Origin of the sequence: Winogradskyella marincola (assembly GCF_029624125.1) — a bacterium.
Lineage (GTDB): Bacteria > Bacteroidota > Bacteroidia > Flavobacteriales > Flavobacteriaceae > Winogradskyella > Winogradskyella marincola.
The window spans coordinates 1-19380 of record NZ_JARSBN010000009.1; the positions used below are offsets into that span (position 1 = coordinate 1).

At 31.9% G+C, this 19380-nt stretch carries 9 protein-coding genes; all 9 read left to right on the plus strand.

All coding sequences use genetic code 11. The annotated features are described in order from the left end of the window. Positions 1-208 precede the first annotated feature (208 nt). Positions 209-1804, plus strand: coding sequence for a peptide-N-glycosidase F-related protein (locus tag P7122_RS14150; protein ID WP_278006452.1), 1596 nt, complete (start codon positions 209-211; stop codon positions 1802-1804). Positions 1805-2072: 268 nt separating this feature from the next. Continuing rightward, positions 2073-3995, plus strand: a complete 1923-nt coding sequence (locus tag P7122_RS14155) for a T9SS type A sorting domain-containing protein (RefSeq protein ID WP_278006453.1) — start codon at positions 2073-2075, stop codon at positions 3993-3995. Between the two features lie 111 nt (positions 3996-4106). Then, entirely contained in the window at positions 4107-8069 is a 3963-nt protein-coding gene (locus tag P7122_RS14160) for a hybrid sensor histidine kinase/response regulator transcription factor (protein ID WP_278006454.1), read from the plus strand. 82 nt (positions 8070-8151) lie between these two features. After that, on the plus strand, positions 8152-10071 hold the full coding sequence (locus tag P7122_RS14165) for a lectin-like domain-containing protein (RefSeq protein WP_278006455.1): 1920 nt from the start codon (positions 8152-8154) through the stop codon (positions 10069-10071). Between the two features lie 28 nt (positions 10072-10099). Then, positions 10100-11008, plus strand: coding sequence for a PorP/SprF family type IX secretion system membrane protein (locus P7122_RS14170; RefSeq protein WP_278006456.1), 909 nt, complete (start codon positions 10100-10102; stop codon positions 11006-11008). A 20-nt stretch (positions 11009-11028) separates the two neighbouring features. Continuing rightward, positions 11029-12933: an OmpA family protein gene (locus P7122_RS14175; RefSeq protein ID WP_278006457.1), complete on the plus strand. Its 1905-nt coding sequence runs from the start codon at positions 11029-11031 to the stop codon at positions 12931-12933. A gap of 469 nt (positions 12934-13402) precedes the next feature. Continuing rightward, entirely contained in the window at positions 13403-16399 is a 2997-nt protein-coding gene (locus P7122_RS14180) for a T9SS type A sorting domain-containing protein (protein ID WP_278006458.1), read from the plus strand. 139 nt (positions 16400-16538) lie between these two features. Further along, positions 16539-18128: a helix-turn-helix domain-containing protein gene (locus P7122_RS14185; protein WP_278006459.1), complete on the plus strand. Its 1590-nt coding sequence runs from the start codon at positions 16539-16541 to the stop codon at positions 18126-18128. Then, positions 18128-19270: a tetratricopeptide repeat protein gene (locus P7122_RS14190; protein WP_278006460.1), complete on the plus strand. Its 1143-nt coding sequence runs from the start codon at positions 18128-18130 to the stop codon at positions 19268-19270. Before P7122_RS14185 ends, P7122_RS14190 begins: the two co-directional genes overlap by 1 nt. The last annotated feature ends 110 nt before the right edge of the window (positions 19271-19380 follow it).

The window sequence follows — 19380 nt, forward strand, 5'->3', positions numbered from 1 at the left end:
AGCGACTACTGGTTTACAGTAGAATACGAAGAACCCCTTACCAACCAAATTAAAGAGTTCAAAGCCCATTTTACACTACGACGATAAATTTTAAGGCTTTAGTTATGTTTTTCAGGTAAATTGAAACAGATTTTATATGAAATGAAACATAACTTATTATTAACCTTGAGTATATAATTTAAGTTCGTGAAAACTTAAATTATATACAATGAAAGCTAAAATTTCTCTAATTGCATTTTTCTTTGCAATATTATGTTTCAATTTATCTTGTAGTAAAGATGAGGACAATGGAACTAAAGCAACTTCAATAGAGTTGACTGTAAGTTCTACAAATGTTCAGGTTAATACTACCATTAATTTCACAGTAAAAACTGATCTAGATCAGACAGTAACTAGCTCATCTGATTTTTACATTAATAATGTAGCACACGATGCTTCTAGCTTTACACCTAATACGCCAGGTACTTACAGTATAAAGGCTGTATATGGCGAATTAGAAAGCGAAGTGGTAAGTGTTCAGGTAATTGCTACTCCTTTAAATGAGATTGTGTTAACTAGTGATAATTCTGAATTAGAAACAGGTGAGCAATTTACTTTTGCTGTGTTTGGAGATAATTCTAGTAATTTAACTAGTGAAGCATCCTATTATGTAGATGATGTTTTAATAGCTGATAACACTTTTTCTTCTGATACTTCTGGAGTTTTTGAAGTAAGAGCAGAGTATGTTCAAGATGGTGAAACCTTTAATTCTAACGTCTTAAGCTTAACGGTTTTATCGCAAACAACTGAGTCCTTACTTTTTGACGAAATCATTTTTTATGATGGATACGCAGCTACGGTTAATGAGCCTGTACCTTCAGGAATAATTAGAGTAAATAATGCTTCATATGTTACAAAAATCACAGATGAGCATTTGGCTAAGATTAATAATGAATTAGAAATAGAGGTTATCATTGGCGCACTTTGTGATAATTATGACAGGATTGGAAATTTATTCCTAAATCTTGTGAATGAAGGCGATAGTTATTCAGAATCAAATATTGTTGAGCGTATTGAAATAGGCAGATTTATAACGCCTTTTATGAATAAAAATGCAGATCCAGATGAAGTACCATACAGATTTCAGGTAGATAATATTGCTAAAATATTAAATGATCAATCTATTTCTTCAACACATGATTTCTTTTTAGAATTTAATGTATTTGGTGTGCCTTATGCAGCAAATGAGCAAGTTGCAGGTTGTAGTGGAAGAAATGATGTATTTAAAGGAAGTGTTATTTTAAGGTCTAGAAACGAGAGCTACACGCCAGAAGACCAATACGTAAAGTCTGTTGCAACATATTTTTCTTTTAATTCTTACGAATCTGGAGCTTCTGATGCTGTTGGGCAACCAATAAAGACATTTAATTTTAGTACAGATGTAGATATAACTAACGCAAAAATGTATGTTGTAATTTCTAATCATGGAGCAAATTCTGGAGGTGAAGAATATGTAAGACGAGAGCATTTTCTTTATTTAGATGGTGGTTTATTGGCAAGCTACATACCAGGAGGAGAATCTTGTGAGCCTTACAGAATTTATAATACTCAAGCTAATGGAATATATGGTTCTAGTGTTCAATCACCTGCTTGGTGGGCTTCTTGGAATAACTGGTGTCCTGGAGATGTAATTCCAATTAGAACTTACGAACTAGGAAATATTTCTTCTGGCTCACATACTTTTATACTAGATGTTCCAGATGCTCAATTTGTAGATAACCAAGGCTATTTCCCTGTGTCTGTATATTTACAAGGAGAACTTTAATGTTTTTAAAAATTTAGTTAATAGAAAAGACCACTTAAAACAGTGGTCTTTTTTATTTGTTTAATTTTTTTTAAATGATTTTTTTCTTTTGAAAACCACCTGTTTTTGGTGTTTTGAAACAAAATTGACATAAAATGAAACAATGTTTTAAGTCTTAATGTTAAAATTATAAGAATTTGCGAATAGGTAAAATTGAGTGTTGTGATGAGTTTAAATTTTCACAATTCTTAATTCTCAATTATTAGTTATTAATCAAATCAATTAATTTATGAAACAAAACAACACATTAAAAAGAGGCAGAGTCTTCTTTTACCTTTTTGGATTATGTTTATTAGCTTCCTTTGCTAAGTCTAAAGAGAAAAATACCGCAGCGTATTATTACTTTACAAATAGTGACTATGTTACTCTAACAATAGCTTCAGGATATAATGAAGATGTAATTGCCGAAACAGGTGATTTAGCAGGTACTACTACAGCGAGTGTAGATAAACCTACAGACGATTTTTGTTATATAACCTACAATGTAGGTATAACATATGGTTTGCCTACTAATGGTGAATTAAGTAGTGGAAATATAACGTATCAGTTAGCGGATTATACTTCTAATAATGCATTAAGATTAATAGGTTCAAATAATTCAATGGCTGGAGCTGGTGGATTAGAAGAAGGCAGTCCAACTGCAGGAGGAATTACTTTTGTAGAAACTGAAAATGTAGAAACTTTATATTTAGCTGTAACTTCAGGAAGTGGTGCATCATCAGTTTCTGGGAATATTGTTTTTGATGATAATAGCACACAAGCTTTTACAGTTGCTATACCAGATTGGTATGCTACTAGCGCTACAATTATTGCAAATAATTTAGGTAGAGGAAATAGAGGTGATAATTCACTTTCAGGAGCACCTTCAGGTGGACCTTATATTTTTCAGATTCCTGTTGATGTAGATGAAGCAAATCAAACTAAAGTGGTTACAGGTATAGATTTTCAGAATGATGCTACTGGTGATTCAGTTTTCAATCTGTTTGCTGTAAGTGCTAAAAAAGCACCTAACTGTGATGCGCCTACAGATTTGAGTGCAGAGATTGGTCCTGTTACAACAACACTATCTTGGGTAGATGCTGTTTCTACAAGTTGGGAAGTTGCTGTGCAACCGATAGGAAGCGGTTTACCTTCAGGAAATGGAGAGACAGTAAACGCTACTACTTACGATGCCAGTACTAACATTGGAGTTACTCAAGAGTTTTATGTAAGAGCTTTATGTTCAGATAATATCAATTTTAGTCCTTGGTCTGGGCCTTATGTATTTGGAGATTATGTGTCTTTTGAGCTTACAGGTTTAAATGCAGATGTTATAGCAAATGGAGTTGGCGATGCGTCAGTTTCTGCACCTGAAGATATTGATGGTACAGGTTATGCTTATTTAAGTGAAGATTTTAAGGTACAAGAAACAGATTCAGATTTAAGTTTTGGTCTTCCAGAAGACGGAGTGTTGCCTAGCCCTAATACAGATCATTTAGAGTACAATTTTGCGTCTTATGATGCTAATAACTCATTAAGAATTGAAACAGTAGGTGTAGAAGAAACTATTGTAATACCAGCTGGTTATCCTTCAGAAAAAATTTATTTATTAACCACTTCAGGAAGTGGCTCTGCACTGATTTCGGGAGATATCAATTTTAGTGATAATACAAGTCAGCCTTTTACTTCGGTAACTGTTCCAGATTGGTATTATTCAAACTCATTACCAGTAGCAATTTCTGGAATGGGTAGAATTAGCACATTCGATAATGTTATTCAGAATCCTTTTGGTAATCCTCGTATTTATGAGTTAGAAATAAGTATAGATAACGCTAATCAGGCAAAAACAATAACGTCTATAGATGTAACAAAAGACTCTGGTGGAGTTGTAAATATTTTTGCAATTTCTTCAAAAATGTCTGGAGCAAGTTTATCTGTAACAGATCAAAATGATATTGCTTTAAGTGTTTATCCTAATCCTGTAAAAGACAATCTTTATATTAAAGGTGTTAATGTTTCTAGTATATCGATGTACAATATTTTAGGAGAAAAAATTAATGTTGAGTTTAAAGAAGGTACAGTTGATATGTCTTCATTAAATAGTGGTATATATCTTTTAGAAATATTTGATAACTCAGGACATTCAAAGACATTTAAAGTCTTAAAAAAATAACCCTTAACTATAATATAAGTTATTAATAGCGAGAATTAGGGAAATATAGGTGTATGCCATGTTTCCCTTCTTTTTATAGATATTTTTTATATTGTTAGCTTAAAGTTATTTATGAAAATAAAATTACATTTTCTTTTACTTCTATTTTTCTCTGTTTTAAGTTTTTCTCAGAATGTACGCCACCTTTCAGTAGATGATGGTCTACCTCAGTCTTTTGTTTCAGATATTATTGAAGACGATGATGGCTTTGTGTGGATTGCAACTAGAAATGGTTTGGCAAGATTTGATGGACATGAGCTTAAAACCATAAATCATGTTCCTGGAGAGGATAATTCTATAACGTCAAATATTATCTCTAAACTTCAAAAAGGTGAAAATAAAAAATTGTGGATTTTTTATGAAACTGAAGAAGTTGACCTGTTAAACTTAAGAACAGGCTGCGTAACAAACATGATTACTAATGAAGATACCAAAGCTTATGAGCAACCTATATCTACAAGTAGTTGTGTAATCGATAGCAAAAACAGACTGTGGAGTTATTTTGATAAACAAACAGTTTTGCTTTACACTCTAGATAGTTTAAATAAAAAATCTGGCAACAAATATCGTTTTGAAAATGATACTATAAGATCAGTATTTTACGACAGTAATAACTCCGTTTGGGTATATAGCCAAAAAGGGCTTAACAAGTATAATGAGGCTTTAGATAAGTTTGAATTAAGCCAAATGCCTTTTAAAGTTAGTTATGAGAGTAATCATGATGGAGATAAGAATGTAAGTAGAGGAGTCTCTGGTTTAACAGAGAGAGAGAATGGCGAATTAATGTGGTTTTGCAAGAGCTATATCTATTTCTACAATCCAATCTCATCAGTGTATAGAAGACAACTAATTCCTGATGATTTATTAGTTAATCCTGAAGAAATACAAACTGGTCCCGATGGCAAAGAGTATTTTTTTGTAGACAACAAAATATATAGTTATGATGATCTTATTGGGATAAAAGAACTTGGAGGAATAAAACCAAACAAAAGTATTTTACACGAAAAAGATATAGATACCCAAGCTTTTTTAGTAGATAAGTCGGGTTTAATTTGGGTAGCTGTAAATACAGATGGTATTTATCAAGTCGATTTAAATATCGATTTTAAAACTATTGAATATAAAGATGATTTTGCGATAAGTATTTTTAAAAATCAGTTCAACATTGCGTTAGAAGATTTTTATAAATTCGATTTAAAACGAAAAGGCACACTTTTGCCAGCCTATCATTTGCGTACTGTAAAAAAAGATCGAAAGATATGGATGGCAATTAACAGAACAGTTTCTTATTACGATTTAGATACAAAAGCACTTACAAAACTTGAAGAAATACCTTTGGATGGAACAGAAGATTTTATTCCTTTAAAAGGTATTGCTATAGGTAATGAAGGGAGTCCTTTGGTAATTGATGAAAATAAGAATATTTACAAATACAGTTTACAAACTAAAAAGTGGGAAATACATCCTTCAACATCACTTTTATATAAAAATTTTAAGGGCGAACTAAAGCCAAATGCTTTAATTGTAGATGATGAAAATTCAATGTGGATAACCACCGAATATAATGGATTAATATGTATTGATCGGTATGGTGAATTAAAACATTTTCAAAAACGATCAGAGGATGCAAGTTTTCCAACCAATAACATCATCAATCTTATTTTTGATAATAAAGACAAAAATATTCTCTGGATTGCAAGTTATAGTGGCTTAATAAAATTAAATAAGAAAACATTACAAACCGACTTCTATTCTAAGCAAGAAGGCTTACCAGATAATACAATCTATACCATAATGCAAGATGATAATGGTGCTTTATGGTTAGGTACTAACAAAGGGCTATGCAAGTTTAATCCAGAAACACAAGAACAGAAAACCTATACAATAATTCATGGTTTACCTACCATGGAGTTTAACAGGTACCATCAATTAGTTATGCCAAACGGACGTTTTGCGTTAGGCGGCATGAGTAAAGGTATAATTTTCGATCCTTTAAAAATTAAAGAAGATGATTTTTCGCCTAATGTAGCAGTAACATCTGTAAAGGTAGATAATGATAGATATAATAAAAATCAGCAATCTTTTTTTCAGTATAACGATATACAAGAAATACATCTGCCTTACAATCAAAACAATCTAGCCATAGAATTTGTGGCTTTAGAGTATAGCTATCCAAATGATATAAAGTATCGCTATAGACTAAAAGGCTATAATGATGGTTGGATTCCTTCAAACAACTACAGAGAAGCTGTATATACTAATATCTCACCTGGTAACTATGTTTTTGAAGTTAACTCAACAAATACATCAGGTTTATGGAGTGATAAGGTAAAAGAAATAGCAATAGTCATATCACCACCTTGGTGGTTAACACCTTGGGCAATTATACTTTTTTTAGTGTGTGCTATTAGTTTGGTTTACTTTTTTATCAACTGGATAATAAAGCAAAAATTTATAAGAAAAGAAATAGAACTACAACGCAAAGAAGCAAGGCATTTTAGAGAAATAAACAAGATAAAAACTAAGTTTTTTACCAATATGACTCACGAGCTAAGAACACCATTGTCTCTTATCATTGCTCCTGTAGAACAGCTAAAGAATGCAGATAATAAAAAGCATAAAAAGCAATTATTAAAAATAATAAAACGCAATGCCAATAATTTATTAAACCTTTCAGATCAGTTATTGGATATCGCCAAGTTAGAAGCAGGAATGTTAAAACCCAACTATCTGCATGGCGATATTGTAGTCTCTTTAAAAAAGTGTATCGAAGCTTTTAAGGAAGAAGCAAAAGAAAAAGCAATCTCAATAGATCTTATTTCCCCATTGTTTGCTAGATATAGGTTTTCTCCATATTTATTAGAAAGAATAATTAATAATCTTGTTTCCAATTCTATAAAGTATGGTTTTGAAGGTGGAAAAATAGAAATTACTATGACCGAATCTTTTGAAGGTTTAATCCTCAAAGTAGAAGATGATGGTACAGGTATATCAAAGAAAGATTTACCACATGTTTTTGAAAGATTTTACCAAGTTAACTTGCCAAATAATAAATCTAATTCTACAGGTAGTGGAATAGGCTTGGCTTTGGTATATGACTTAGTGAAATTACAAAAAGGTGAAATACAAATTGAAAGCCAAACAGGTAAAAAATCTGGTACAACCATAACAATAAAGCTGCCTTATAAAAAAGTAGAAGATATTACTGAGCCTAAGTTGAGTATTGAAAACCAGTTGTTGCCTCAAGTTAATAATGATAAAGATATGCCAACTGTTCTCATAGTGGAGGATAATAAAGAAATGTTGGAGTTTTTATCTATAAGCTTAAAGCCTTACTATAAAATCGTGCTTTCAGAAAGTGCAGAAAAAGGATTAAAAATAGCTAAAGCAATCATTCCAGAAATAATTATCAGCGATGTTATGATGACAAACATGGATGGATTGGAACTGTGCAAAAAATTAAAGAAAAATATAGCAACCAACCATATACCTATTATCCTTCTTACAGCAAAAACCGATATGAAAAGTAGGCTAAAAGGGTTAACTTTTGGTGCAGACGACTATATAACTAAGCCGTTTAGCGTTTCAGAATTATTACTTCGATTAAAGAATAGAATTGAAATTCAGGAAAAACAAAGAGAATCTTTATATGAAGAGCTAAAATTGTTGCCAAATACAGAAGAAGAGAAAACTGAGCTTAAGCCAAAAAATGATTTTCTACTACAGATAGATAGCATATTAGAAGAAAACTTGGACAATGAGCAATTTGGTGTAAATGATTTAGCCTTAAAACTAAATATGAGCAGAACAAGTCTTCATAGAAAAATAAAAGCAGTAACCAATATACCAACCGGAAAGATTATACAGATTTATAGATTAAAGAGAGCTTCTTCATTTTTAAAAGAAGGTTTTAATATTTCTGAAGCATCTTATAAAACTGGATTTGGAAGTCCGTCTTATTTTACAAAATGTTTTAAAGAAACTTACGGCCTAACTCCTACAGAATACATTGAAAATCAAAGTGTGAAACAATAATCTTAGTAATTGTAACAATATTAATAGTAAAAGAATATTATCATTTAGAGTTTTGTGAGACATCAAAATTCTCAAAATAAACATGAAAAACTTTCTTTTACTTTGTGCTGTTTTTCTTTTTACATCAAAAGCCTTTGCACAGCTAGAACCTAACTTTTTAGGTAGTGCGTTTTCAAACGGAGGCGATTGCTATGTTGTAACAAGTAATACCATGTCTCAATTAGGTTATATATGGTATAATAACGTCATTGATTTTAACTCAGATTTTGAAATCGTTTTTGATGCCAATTTCGGTGAAAATGATGACGATGGAGCAGATGGAATGACTTTGGTAATGAAAAACAATCCAAATGTTGAAACAGGATCTGGAACACAAGGATCTGGCCTAGGTTATCAAGGTATTATGTCTTCTATAGCTGTAGAGTTTGACACTTATCAGAATAGTGAGTTAGGTGATATCGCTTCAGATCATGTTGCTTTAATTTCTAACGGAAGCACATCGCACACACAAGCATCAAATTTAGCAGGACCAGTGGATGCTTTAGCGAACTCAATTAATATTGAAGATGATCAATTTCACCAAGTAAGAATTTTTTGGACAGCAGCAACTCAAACTTTTGTTGTAGAAATAGATTGTGTAGAGCGTCTTTCTTATACAGGCGATTTGGTAAATAATGTTTTTGGTGGTGAGTCAAATATCTATTTTGGGTTTACTGGTTCTACAGGTTTATACTACAACCATCAACAACTATGTTTTAAATATTTATCATTTACAGATACTGTAGATACATTAGATCGTACTATATGTTTAGGAGATAGTGTTACAGATGTAGATGTTTCATATACTGGTGCGTTGGGTTACCAGTGGTCGCCTACAACTGGAGTTAGTGATGCAAGTATAGCAGACCCAGTATTTACACCAGAAACAACGACAACATATACTGTAGATATTACAGATACCTGTGGTGAAATTGTAAGTAAAAGCTTTGAGATAGAAGTAAATGAAGTGGCTTTTAATAGTGTAGAACCTGTAAACGCTACCATTTGTACAGGCAATGATGCAGAGTTTATACTACAAGGTTCACCGAATGCCCAAGTAACTTATAATATTAATAATGGTGCAGATCAGACCGTACAATTAGATAACACAGGAGAAGCTTCGGTTTTAGTTTCTTCAGTAACAACAGATCAAATAATAACTGTAACTTTTATAGAATCTACAGATGGTTCTGGTTGTACAGCTTCGTTATCTAATACAGCAACAGTAAGTATTGAAAGCGATTCTGATGCGTCTTTTTCTTATACAGCAACTTGCGATGGAGGTATAGCGCAAATTACAGGAGATGTAGGAGGTGTGTTTTCATTTGATACTGTACCAGCAGATGGAGCACTCTTAGATGAAAGTACAGGAGAGCTTACAAATGCCCAACCTAACACTACCTACACTATAGTCTATACAACACAAGGTGTATGTTCAAGTTCAAGCACGCAGACTGTAACAACTTTAGATGAAGATGATGCATCTTTTACCTTAATACCAGATACATGTGGAGCCACTGCAGAAGTTTTTGGAGATGAAGGAGGAATCTTTTTATTTACTACACCTCCAAATGATGGAGCTCAAGTTAACCCTCAAACAGGTGAAATAACCAATGGTAATTTGGGTACAACTTATTCTGTGTCTTATACGACTAATGGAGATTGCCCACAAACCGAGGTTGTAACTGTTACTATAGAAACTTGTATTATTCCAGAAGTTATAACACCAAATGGAGATGGAAAAAATGACACGTTTGATTTAGGAGGTTTTAGAGTTAGTAGCATACATATCTTCAACAGATACGGAACAAGTGTTTTTGAAAAATCTAATGGTTATGTAGACGAATTTGAAGGAGTTTCTAAGAGCGGAGATAAGCTTCCTACAGGAACCTACTTTTATACACTTGTATTTCAAGATAACTCAACAAGAACAGGTTGGTTATATATAAATAGAGAAAAATAGTTCAATCAATCACTTTACGCCAAAATAAATGAAAAAATTAAGCATACTATTTTTTGCATTTCTATTTGCAATGCAATTGCATGCGCAACAAGACCCTCAGTACACACAATATATGTATAATATGAATGTGTTGAATCCTGCATATGCTGGATCTACAGAGACCATTTCTATTGGAGCATTATATAGAACACAATGGAATAGTCTAGAAGGTGCGCCAGAAACAGCAACATTATCTATACACTCACCTGTAGGCAGACAGGTAGGATTAGGTCTGTCTATTATAAAGGATGAAATAGGACCAGTTAGTGAAACAAATGCTTACGCAGATTTCTCTTATACAGTACCACTAGCTAATTCGCACAAACTGGCTTTTGGTATCAAAGCAGGTGCTACATTTCATGATATAGGTTTGTCTAATAGAGTAGTGTTAGATCAAGACGATCCGTTTGTAACAGATATCAACAGCGTAACACCAAATATTGGTGCAGGAATATATTTCTATAAAACCAATAAATACTATGCGTCTTTGTCGATGCCAAATATGATGAACTCAGTTCATATAGATCGCCAAGGAAACAAAATAGGATCCGAAGTTCAGCATTTGTTTGCAACAGCAGGTTATGTATTTGATCTTTCAGAAAACTATAAATTAAAACCTCATACCTTGGTAAAAATGTCTTCAGAAAGTCCTGTAAGTTTCGATATTAATGCCAATTTATTCATGTATGATTTTGTTGAGTTGGGCTTAGGTTACAGGTTGCAAGATTCCTTCACAGGTATGGTTAATTTTTTAGTTACACCAGGTCTAAGAATTGGCTATGCTTATGATAATATAGTTTCTGATTTAAATATCGCAACAAGTGGATCTCACGAAGTATTTATAAGTTTCGATATTAAAAAATATAAGAAAGTTTCTAACTCACCACGCTTTTTTTAATCTGTTAAGTTGACACACATATGAAATCTTTAAAAACAACATTAATCCTCTTTTTTATCAGTACCCTAAGTATCACGGCTCAGAGTAAAGACACAGAGAAAGCAGATAAATATTTTAATGAATTTGAATTTATCAAAGCCATTGATAGCTATAAAAAATTAGTAGATAGTAATAGTGCAGATGCCTATGTGTATACACAATTAGCAGAAGCTAATTTTAATATATTCAATACTGCAGAAGCAGAAAAGTGGTATGCAAAAGCGTTAGAAATATCTGATGACAATGCAGATGTGATATATAAATATGCCGAAATGCTTAGAGCTAATGGTAATTATGAAAAGTCTAATCTATGGATGCAGAAGTTTATTAAAAAGGCACCCAATGATGAACGTGCAATAAGTTATAAATCTAACCCAGATTATATTTCTAACATTTTAGATGGAGAAAAACTGTATGAATTACAAGGTTTAAGCTTCAATTCTTCAGAGTCAGATTTTGGAGGTACATATAAAGATGGTGTGCTTTATTTTGCCTCAGGAAGAGATACTTCTGGCAAAAAATACAGATGGGAAAATGAGTCTTTTTTAGAGGTATACCAAGTGCAATTAGGTAACGAAGCATCATCAGGTCTTAATGCCGAGAAAGTAAAAGGTTCTGTAAATACAAAAAATCATGAAGGTTTAGTGTCTTTTAGTCCAGATGGTAACACCATGTATTTTTCAAGAGAAAGCTTTTATGAAGGCGATTATATTAAAGATAAAGACAACAAAACCAAGACAAGTGTTATTTACTTATTTAAAGCCCAAAAAGTTGATGATAGATGGACAAATGTAGAAGCATTACCGTTTAATAATAAAAGCTATTCTGTAAAGAATCCTGCAGTAAGTGCAGACGGAAAAACCTTGTTTTTTTCATCAAATATGCCAGAATCTAATGGAGGATACGATATCTTTAAAGTAGCTATTAATGAGGATGGTTCTTATAGTAATCCTGTAAATTTAGGAACTAAAGTGAATACTAAGGATCACGAAATGTTTCCGTATGTAAGTGATAATAATACATTATACTTCTCTTCAACAGGTCATTTAGGCTTAGGAGGCTTAGATGTTTTTTATTTAGGAGACGATGATAAGGTCTATAATATTGGTGTTCCTGTAAATAGTAACTCAGATGACTTAGCGTTTACTATTAATGAAGAAACAGGCGAGGGCTTTGTATCTTCAAATAGAAAAGGAGGTAAAGGAAATGATGATATCTATGCTGTAAAACGTTTAAAGCCATGTAGAGTTTTAATAACAGCTACAGTAGAGGATATAGAAACATCTAAAGTTTTATCTGGTGCAATAGTAACAATAACGGATAGCTCAGGAAAAGTATTGTCTACACAAACTTCTGATGAATATGGTAAAATTACATATACGTCTCGTTGTAATATGCCACTAGATTTTAAAGCTGTATTGTCTGATTATGAAAGTAATCAGGTTTCTTTTACAGGTAGTGAAAAGGAGGAGGAAACTGTACAAATTATGTTATCTCCTATTGAAAAAATCATTAAAGACGAAAAAATAGAGTTAAACCCAATTTTATTTGAATACGATAAAGCAAACATTACTGCTCAAGGTGCTTTTGAGCTCGACAAGCTTGTTGCTGTGATGAAAAAATTTCCGGATATGGTTATTTTAACAGAGTCTCATACAGATAGTAGAGGTACAAAAAGATATAACAAGAATCTTTCAGAAAAAAGAGCTAAAGCAACGGTACAGTATGTTATATCTAAGGGTATTGATAAAAGTAGAATTTCTGGAGTTGGTAAAGGAGAGGACGAATTAAAAGTAGAATGTGGTTCTAAATGTACAGATGAAGACCATAAAATAAACAGACGTTCTGAATTTATTATTGTTGAAGGAAAATCACATAAGCAATAAGAGAGACGTCAATAAAAAAATTAAGTTGTTAATTGAAGTGAAGTTTAGTGTCTTTTGATGCTAGACTTCACTTTTTTTGTCTTTATATTATGTTTAGTATACTAAGCTTTGAGGTTAATAGCTTATCTTTTAATAATATGATTTATTTGATTTTAATTATTTCAATTTTGTCCTACCAATTTAAAATAGTAAGGAAATCAATTGGTTTTATTTTCTGTATTTGGAAGTAAGGCATCCATATGTGATACTTTTTAAAACAAAAACGTATTAAATAAAAAAAAACTGACATTTTTAAGTTGATTAAAATTTAAACTTCTGTAAAACAGTTGTTTGTGTTGTTTTTTTTGTTTTAAAAATTCCGTAAAAGCTAAAGAACTTTCCTTTATATAATGGTGTAAGAGTTATAGTTTTAAACTCGTTCTTCTGCAATTTCGCTAGAACGGATCTTACTAATTAAACTTTAACCAAGATGAAAAAAATTACACTCTTATTCATGATGCTGATGAGCATAACAGCATTTTCCCAAATCGAAGTTATTGAAAATTTTGATGATGTCGCAAACAACCAAGTACCTACAGGTTGGACTGAAACAAACTTTGGAGCCTCTTCTAATTTTCCATGTGATGGTTCTGCAAAAACAGTGACCACTTTGTTTACAGCAGTTGGGCAAGAAACATTAACTACACCTTATTATTCAGGTATATCTAATGGCACAGATCTAACAGTTAGTTTTTCATATAATATCTTTGAACAGTTTAGCCAATTTCCACCACCAAGCTATGTTGCTCCTGCAACAAATTGGGGTTCAATAGTTCTAGAATACACCACAGATGGTACTAACTGGAACACAGCTACAACTATTAACGACTCTAACTATACTTTTGTTAGCACTACAGATTGTTCTGCGACAGCGAGTATCAATGTTGGTGCTATTGCAAATGGTAGTGATTTTCAGGCTCGCTTTGTAGTAACGGCTTCAAATATTACAAACTTTGCACTATGGGTTAATATAGACAATATCTCAATTACTCAAGTTGCTACAACTGTACCAAATTGTGATGCCACTTTAATTTCACCTGTAAATGGATCTGATACTGCAGATACAGATGTTGCATTAACATGGCAGCCTGCTACAGGTTTACCAACAGGATACACAGTAAATGTAGGTACTTTTACAGGAGGTACAGACATAGTTAATGGAGCAACAACAACTGAAACAAGTTACTCGCTAAGCGGATTAAGTTATGAAACACAATATTTTGTAAACATAATACCAACAAATGGTGTGGGCAATGCAACTGGTTGTGTTGAAGAGACTTTTACTACCAGAGCAGCTCCAATACCTGGAGCAACATGTAGTAGCCCTATAGTAATTTCTTCTTTTCCATTTTTAGAAGCTGGCGGAAATACAGATGATTATGAAGATAATATAGATGCAAGCCCATGTAGTAATAGCTATATGAATGGCAAAGATGTATTTTATGAAATTACACCAGCTACAGACGTGTCTATCAACATTGACATGACGAATATTTCTAACAATGGATCTAGTATTCATGTTGTTAATGGTTGTCCTGACGTTGCTACAGAGTGCGTAGATTATGTAGGTTCATTTTCTGGTACAACAAGAAGTTTATCAGATGTAGTTTTACTAGCTGGTAACACATACTTTATAGTATTAAGTAATTCAGGAAGTACAAGAACTTATACCTATGATTTAATTATAACTGCAAATAGCTGTGTTAATCCTACTATTGGTACTATGACGCCTATTGCAGATTGCGATAATGGACAGTTTTCTGTTGATGTAGAGGTAGCTTATTTAGGTAGCGCAACATCTTTAACATTATCTGATGACGATGGTACAACTTCAGATATTACAAATATTACATCTACTGGTGTGGTAACAATGGGACCTTACGCAAGTGGAACAACAGTAAACTTCACATTAACTAATGAACAAGATGGATCTTGTTCTAATACTAACTCTACGTATTTTTACTGCCCTCCTTCTAATGATGAATGTAGTGCGCCAATAAGTTTAACGGTAAATACAGATGACACTTGTACTATTTTTACGAGTGCTACAAATGCAGGTGCTACGGAATCGGTTACGGATCCTGATACTTGTGCATCTGCGAGCAACAACAACAATGACGTATGGTTTAGCTTTGTTGCAACAAGCGAAGTCATTATTTTAGAATACTTAAATATAACTGATGCTATAAACTCTGGAGGTTCAATTCAGGCAACAGAACTTTTAGAAGGAAGTTGTGGGTCTTTATCTAGCATTGCCTGTTATACTACTAATTATGTAACATTTGGTGGATTAACAATTGGAAACACGTATTATATACGTAACAACACAAGACTTGATGGCGAGTATGCACAAAACTATGATATTTGTTTAAGAGAGGCTCCAGCACCACCAGCTAATGATGAGTGTGCAAATGCTGCTGTATTAACAGCTTCAACTGATGATATGTGTAACAATGCAGTTTCTGGTACCACAGTTGGTGCTACATTATCTTCAGACAACTCTTGTAATACAGATGGTTATGGTGATGTTTGGTATGTATTTAACCCAACAAATTCAGGATATTACGAATTTGAGTTAACAAGAAATAGTACTACACCTGCAACTTATTATTCAGTATACGAAGGTTCTTGTGGTTCATTAACTGAAGTAACAACATCTTGTAATTCTAATGCAAACCAAATATTAAATTTAGACAACACTTCAACATATTATGTGATGGTGCAAACTCAACAAAGTGGTGAAGGTATTACATTTGATCTTTGTGTTACGGAATTACCTCCTGCACAACCTAATAGTGATTGTTCAGGCGCTCTTACTTTTAGCGAATCTCCTGATTCTGCAGGAACTAATAGAGTGTCCGGAAACCTAGATAACGCATATTATTCACCAGAAGGAGCATGTAGTTCAACATACGAGTCTGTTTGGTATAAATTTACTCCTTCTTATTCAGGATTATACAATTTTGAATTGATAAGAACAGCCGGAACATCATATTATACAGTATATGACTCTGATATTTGTTCTACAGATTTAGACTATGTAGGTGGTGATATTAACAGTTGTTTTGAGTCTGGCACAGACACTGCCACATTAGTTGCAGGAACAACTTACCTTGTAACTATACAAGCAAGTAGTGCAGCTTCATTTGAATTTTTTGTATATCCAGATCCATCATTAGGAGTTGGAAGTTCAACTTTTGAGTCTTTTAGATTCTATCCTAATCCTGTAAAAGATGTTTTAAACTTAGATTCTCAAGAAATAATAGATAGTGTTGAAGTTTATAACATTATGGGACAACAAGTGCATTATGAAACTCCAGAATTTTCTGAAGCAGAGATAAATATAAGTGATTTGAAAAGTGGCGTATATTTTATTAAAGTTAGTATAAATAATAAACAAAAGACTTTTAAGATCCTTAAGGATTGATTAATAGTTAGTCAATTTCTTTTAAAAAGGCGATACAAATTGTATCGCCTTTTTTGTTTTAGATTTATCTTTTTAAAGTTTCCTATATTTACTAACTTATAATTTTATGGTTATAGGGTAATAAAGTTAAAATTAGGAAATGAAACACTCACGCACATTTATTATAAAGTTACCTGTCCTATGGATAGTGTTTCTTTCCTTGTTAATTCATGCTAAAGGTTTTGCCCAAAATACTGAGTTAATTTTTAAAGCTAAGGAACTTGTAGATTCCAATCCTGATGAGGCCTTAAAAATTTCCGAGCACATACTAAATACTAGTCAGAACCTTCAAGAGAAAGTTGAATCTAACATTATTAGAGCTCGATCTTATATTGTTAAAGGAGAATATAACGAGACTGTTCCTTATATTTTTGATTCTGTAAACTTTTCTGAACATATAAACAAGAAAGCAAAGGCAGAGATTAACATCATAGCTGCTAAACTTTTTAGAACAGTATATTTAGATAAGCAAGCGGAATTATATTTAAGCAATACCAAAAATATTCTTGAATCTTCGCAACTAAATCCAAAGCTTGAAGACTCTTTAAAAGCTATTATATCACTAGAGGAGATCTATATGAAATTAGATCGTGGAGAGGATAATATAGCCATAGAACTTGCAAATATTTTTGAGAAAGAGCATGAAGATTTTATAAAGAAAAATATCAATAGTAATATTTCTTTCTTATTGGCAAAAGAAAAAGCATTTAATAGATTAATGTATAGAGATTCTGCAAGGATATACATTAATCGGATATTTAATGTGTTAGATTTAAACAGCTATAGTAACATACTTCAAAAATCTATAGTTTATAACGAATTAGGTCAGCTATATCTTCAAAACAAAGATTTTAACAAAAGTGAAGAGACACTTTTTATTGCTTCAAAATTTGCTGAGATTATAGACAATCCAAGCATAATGCGAGATATAAATAAGGGTTTAGCAATAAATTATTTAGCGTCCAATAAAAAAATACAACACAAAACATATAATGATAAATTTTTGGCATTATCATCTCAAGTAGACCTAATAGAGCAAGAAACAGTCAATAGCCTCTATAATACACTATCTGGTAAGCTGGAAGAAAATGTAACTCAGCAACAAAGTAGGTATAAAAACTATCTATATCTTGCAATAGCAGGTCTTGTAATAGCTTTTATAATTTCGCTTTTTGTTACTCTAAAATATATTGAAAGAAAAAAGAGGTTAAAAGAGATTATTAAATATTTAGAAATTAGTAAAAACAACTCAATAGCTGAGAAAAAACCTAAAAAAGTAAATTCAAAAAAAGGTATTCATATTCCTGAAGAAACTGAAATGCAAATTCTTGAAAAACTAAAACGTTTTGAAAACTCTAAAATGTTTCTTCATAAAGAAATGTCTCTTGCGCGTTTAGCAGGAAAGTTTGAAACGAATACAAAATACCTTTCAGGTGTTATAAATAATCATTACGATGACAATTTCAACACTTTCATTAATAAATTAAGAATCAATTATATTATAGATAAATTAAGAAACGATCCTAATTATATTAATTACAAAATTAGTTATCTGGCAGAGGAGTGTGGATTTTCTTCTCATAGTAGCTTTGCAACTGTTTTTAAGTCTATTGTAGGCATGTCTCCAGTAACACTAATTAAGCTCATTAAAGAAGAGCGTAAAAATGGTAAACCAGAAGTAGTAAATTAATGCATAAAAATCTCATATATCTATTTTTATCTATTTGCCTGGCAATACAATCAGTCAAAGCACTAGATTATGTACAAAGCAAACAAGCAGATAGTCTTATACAAGCTAGTATTGTAAAGGTGTATGATAATCCGAATGAGTCTATTGATTTAGGACTAAAGATTTTTGAGGATACTAATAACTCTATTAAAACCAGAACTAAAGCGCTAATGTTAGTGTCTTTAGCACATACTTCAAAAAGAGATTACCAAAAAGCACTAGAATTTATTGTTAAGGCAGAAGAGTTATCAAAAAACATAGATGATAAGGTATTACAAATTGAAATACTTTTTAGAACAGGAATTTTATATCAGCAACTTAAAATTTTTGACAAGTCCATAGAGTTTTTAGAAAAAACCGAGCAGATGGCGTTAATTTATCCAGACCGACAACAGGTAGGTAAGTACTTAGCCAATAGTTACACGGTGAAAGGATTTATATACAAGGACAACCTTAATTGCGATATTGCTTTAGAGTTTTTTGATAAGGGCATAAAAGAATATAAAAAACTTAAAAATATAGAAGTAAATACCAATTTAAGTATTGCATATTACAACCAGGGAAACTGTTATACACTCTTGTCAGATTATGATAAAGCAATTAATAGTTTTAATAAGTCTATAACGCATGCTACAATGGAAGAAGCTAATAGTCTTATAGCGTTTGCTCAAAAAGGTTTGGCAGCTGTTTATACAGATCAAGGCAGATACCAAGATGCCATAGTTTTATTAGAAGAAGCCTCAAAAAAATCGCAAAATGTCGGTGACTTAATTTTAAATTCAAGTATATATAGTGGTCTTTTTGAAAACTATCTAGCCATAAACAACTGGGAAAAATACGAAGCGTATTATAACCTGTATGCCAAAACACAACTGGATATAAAATCTTCAGAACGCAAATCTGTTGACGACTCTATAAGAAAAATTAAAGACGTCCAATCTGAAAAATTAACAGACATAAAAAGTAAATTTAAAAATCAGTTAACATGGTTTGGAGTTATTTTTTTAGTAATAATTTTCTTATGCTTTCTTGTTGTAAAAAACAGCAAAAGCGACATAATTTCACTAAAAAAAGAAATAGAGCAGCTTCAAAACCAGAAATAGATATTGATTCAGAATTAATGATTAAATAACTGTTTATCAATATTTTAAATTTATTTTCATCTTTCAAATTTCCGCAAATACAAAAGACTTAGTCTTTATATATGATATAT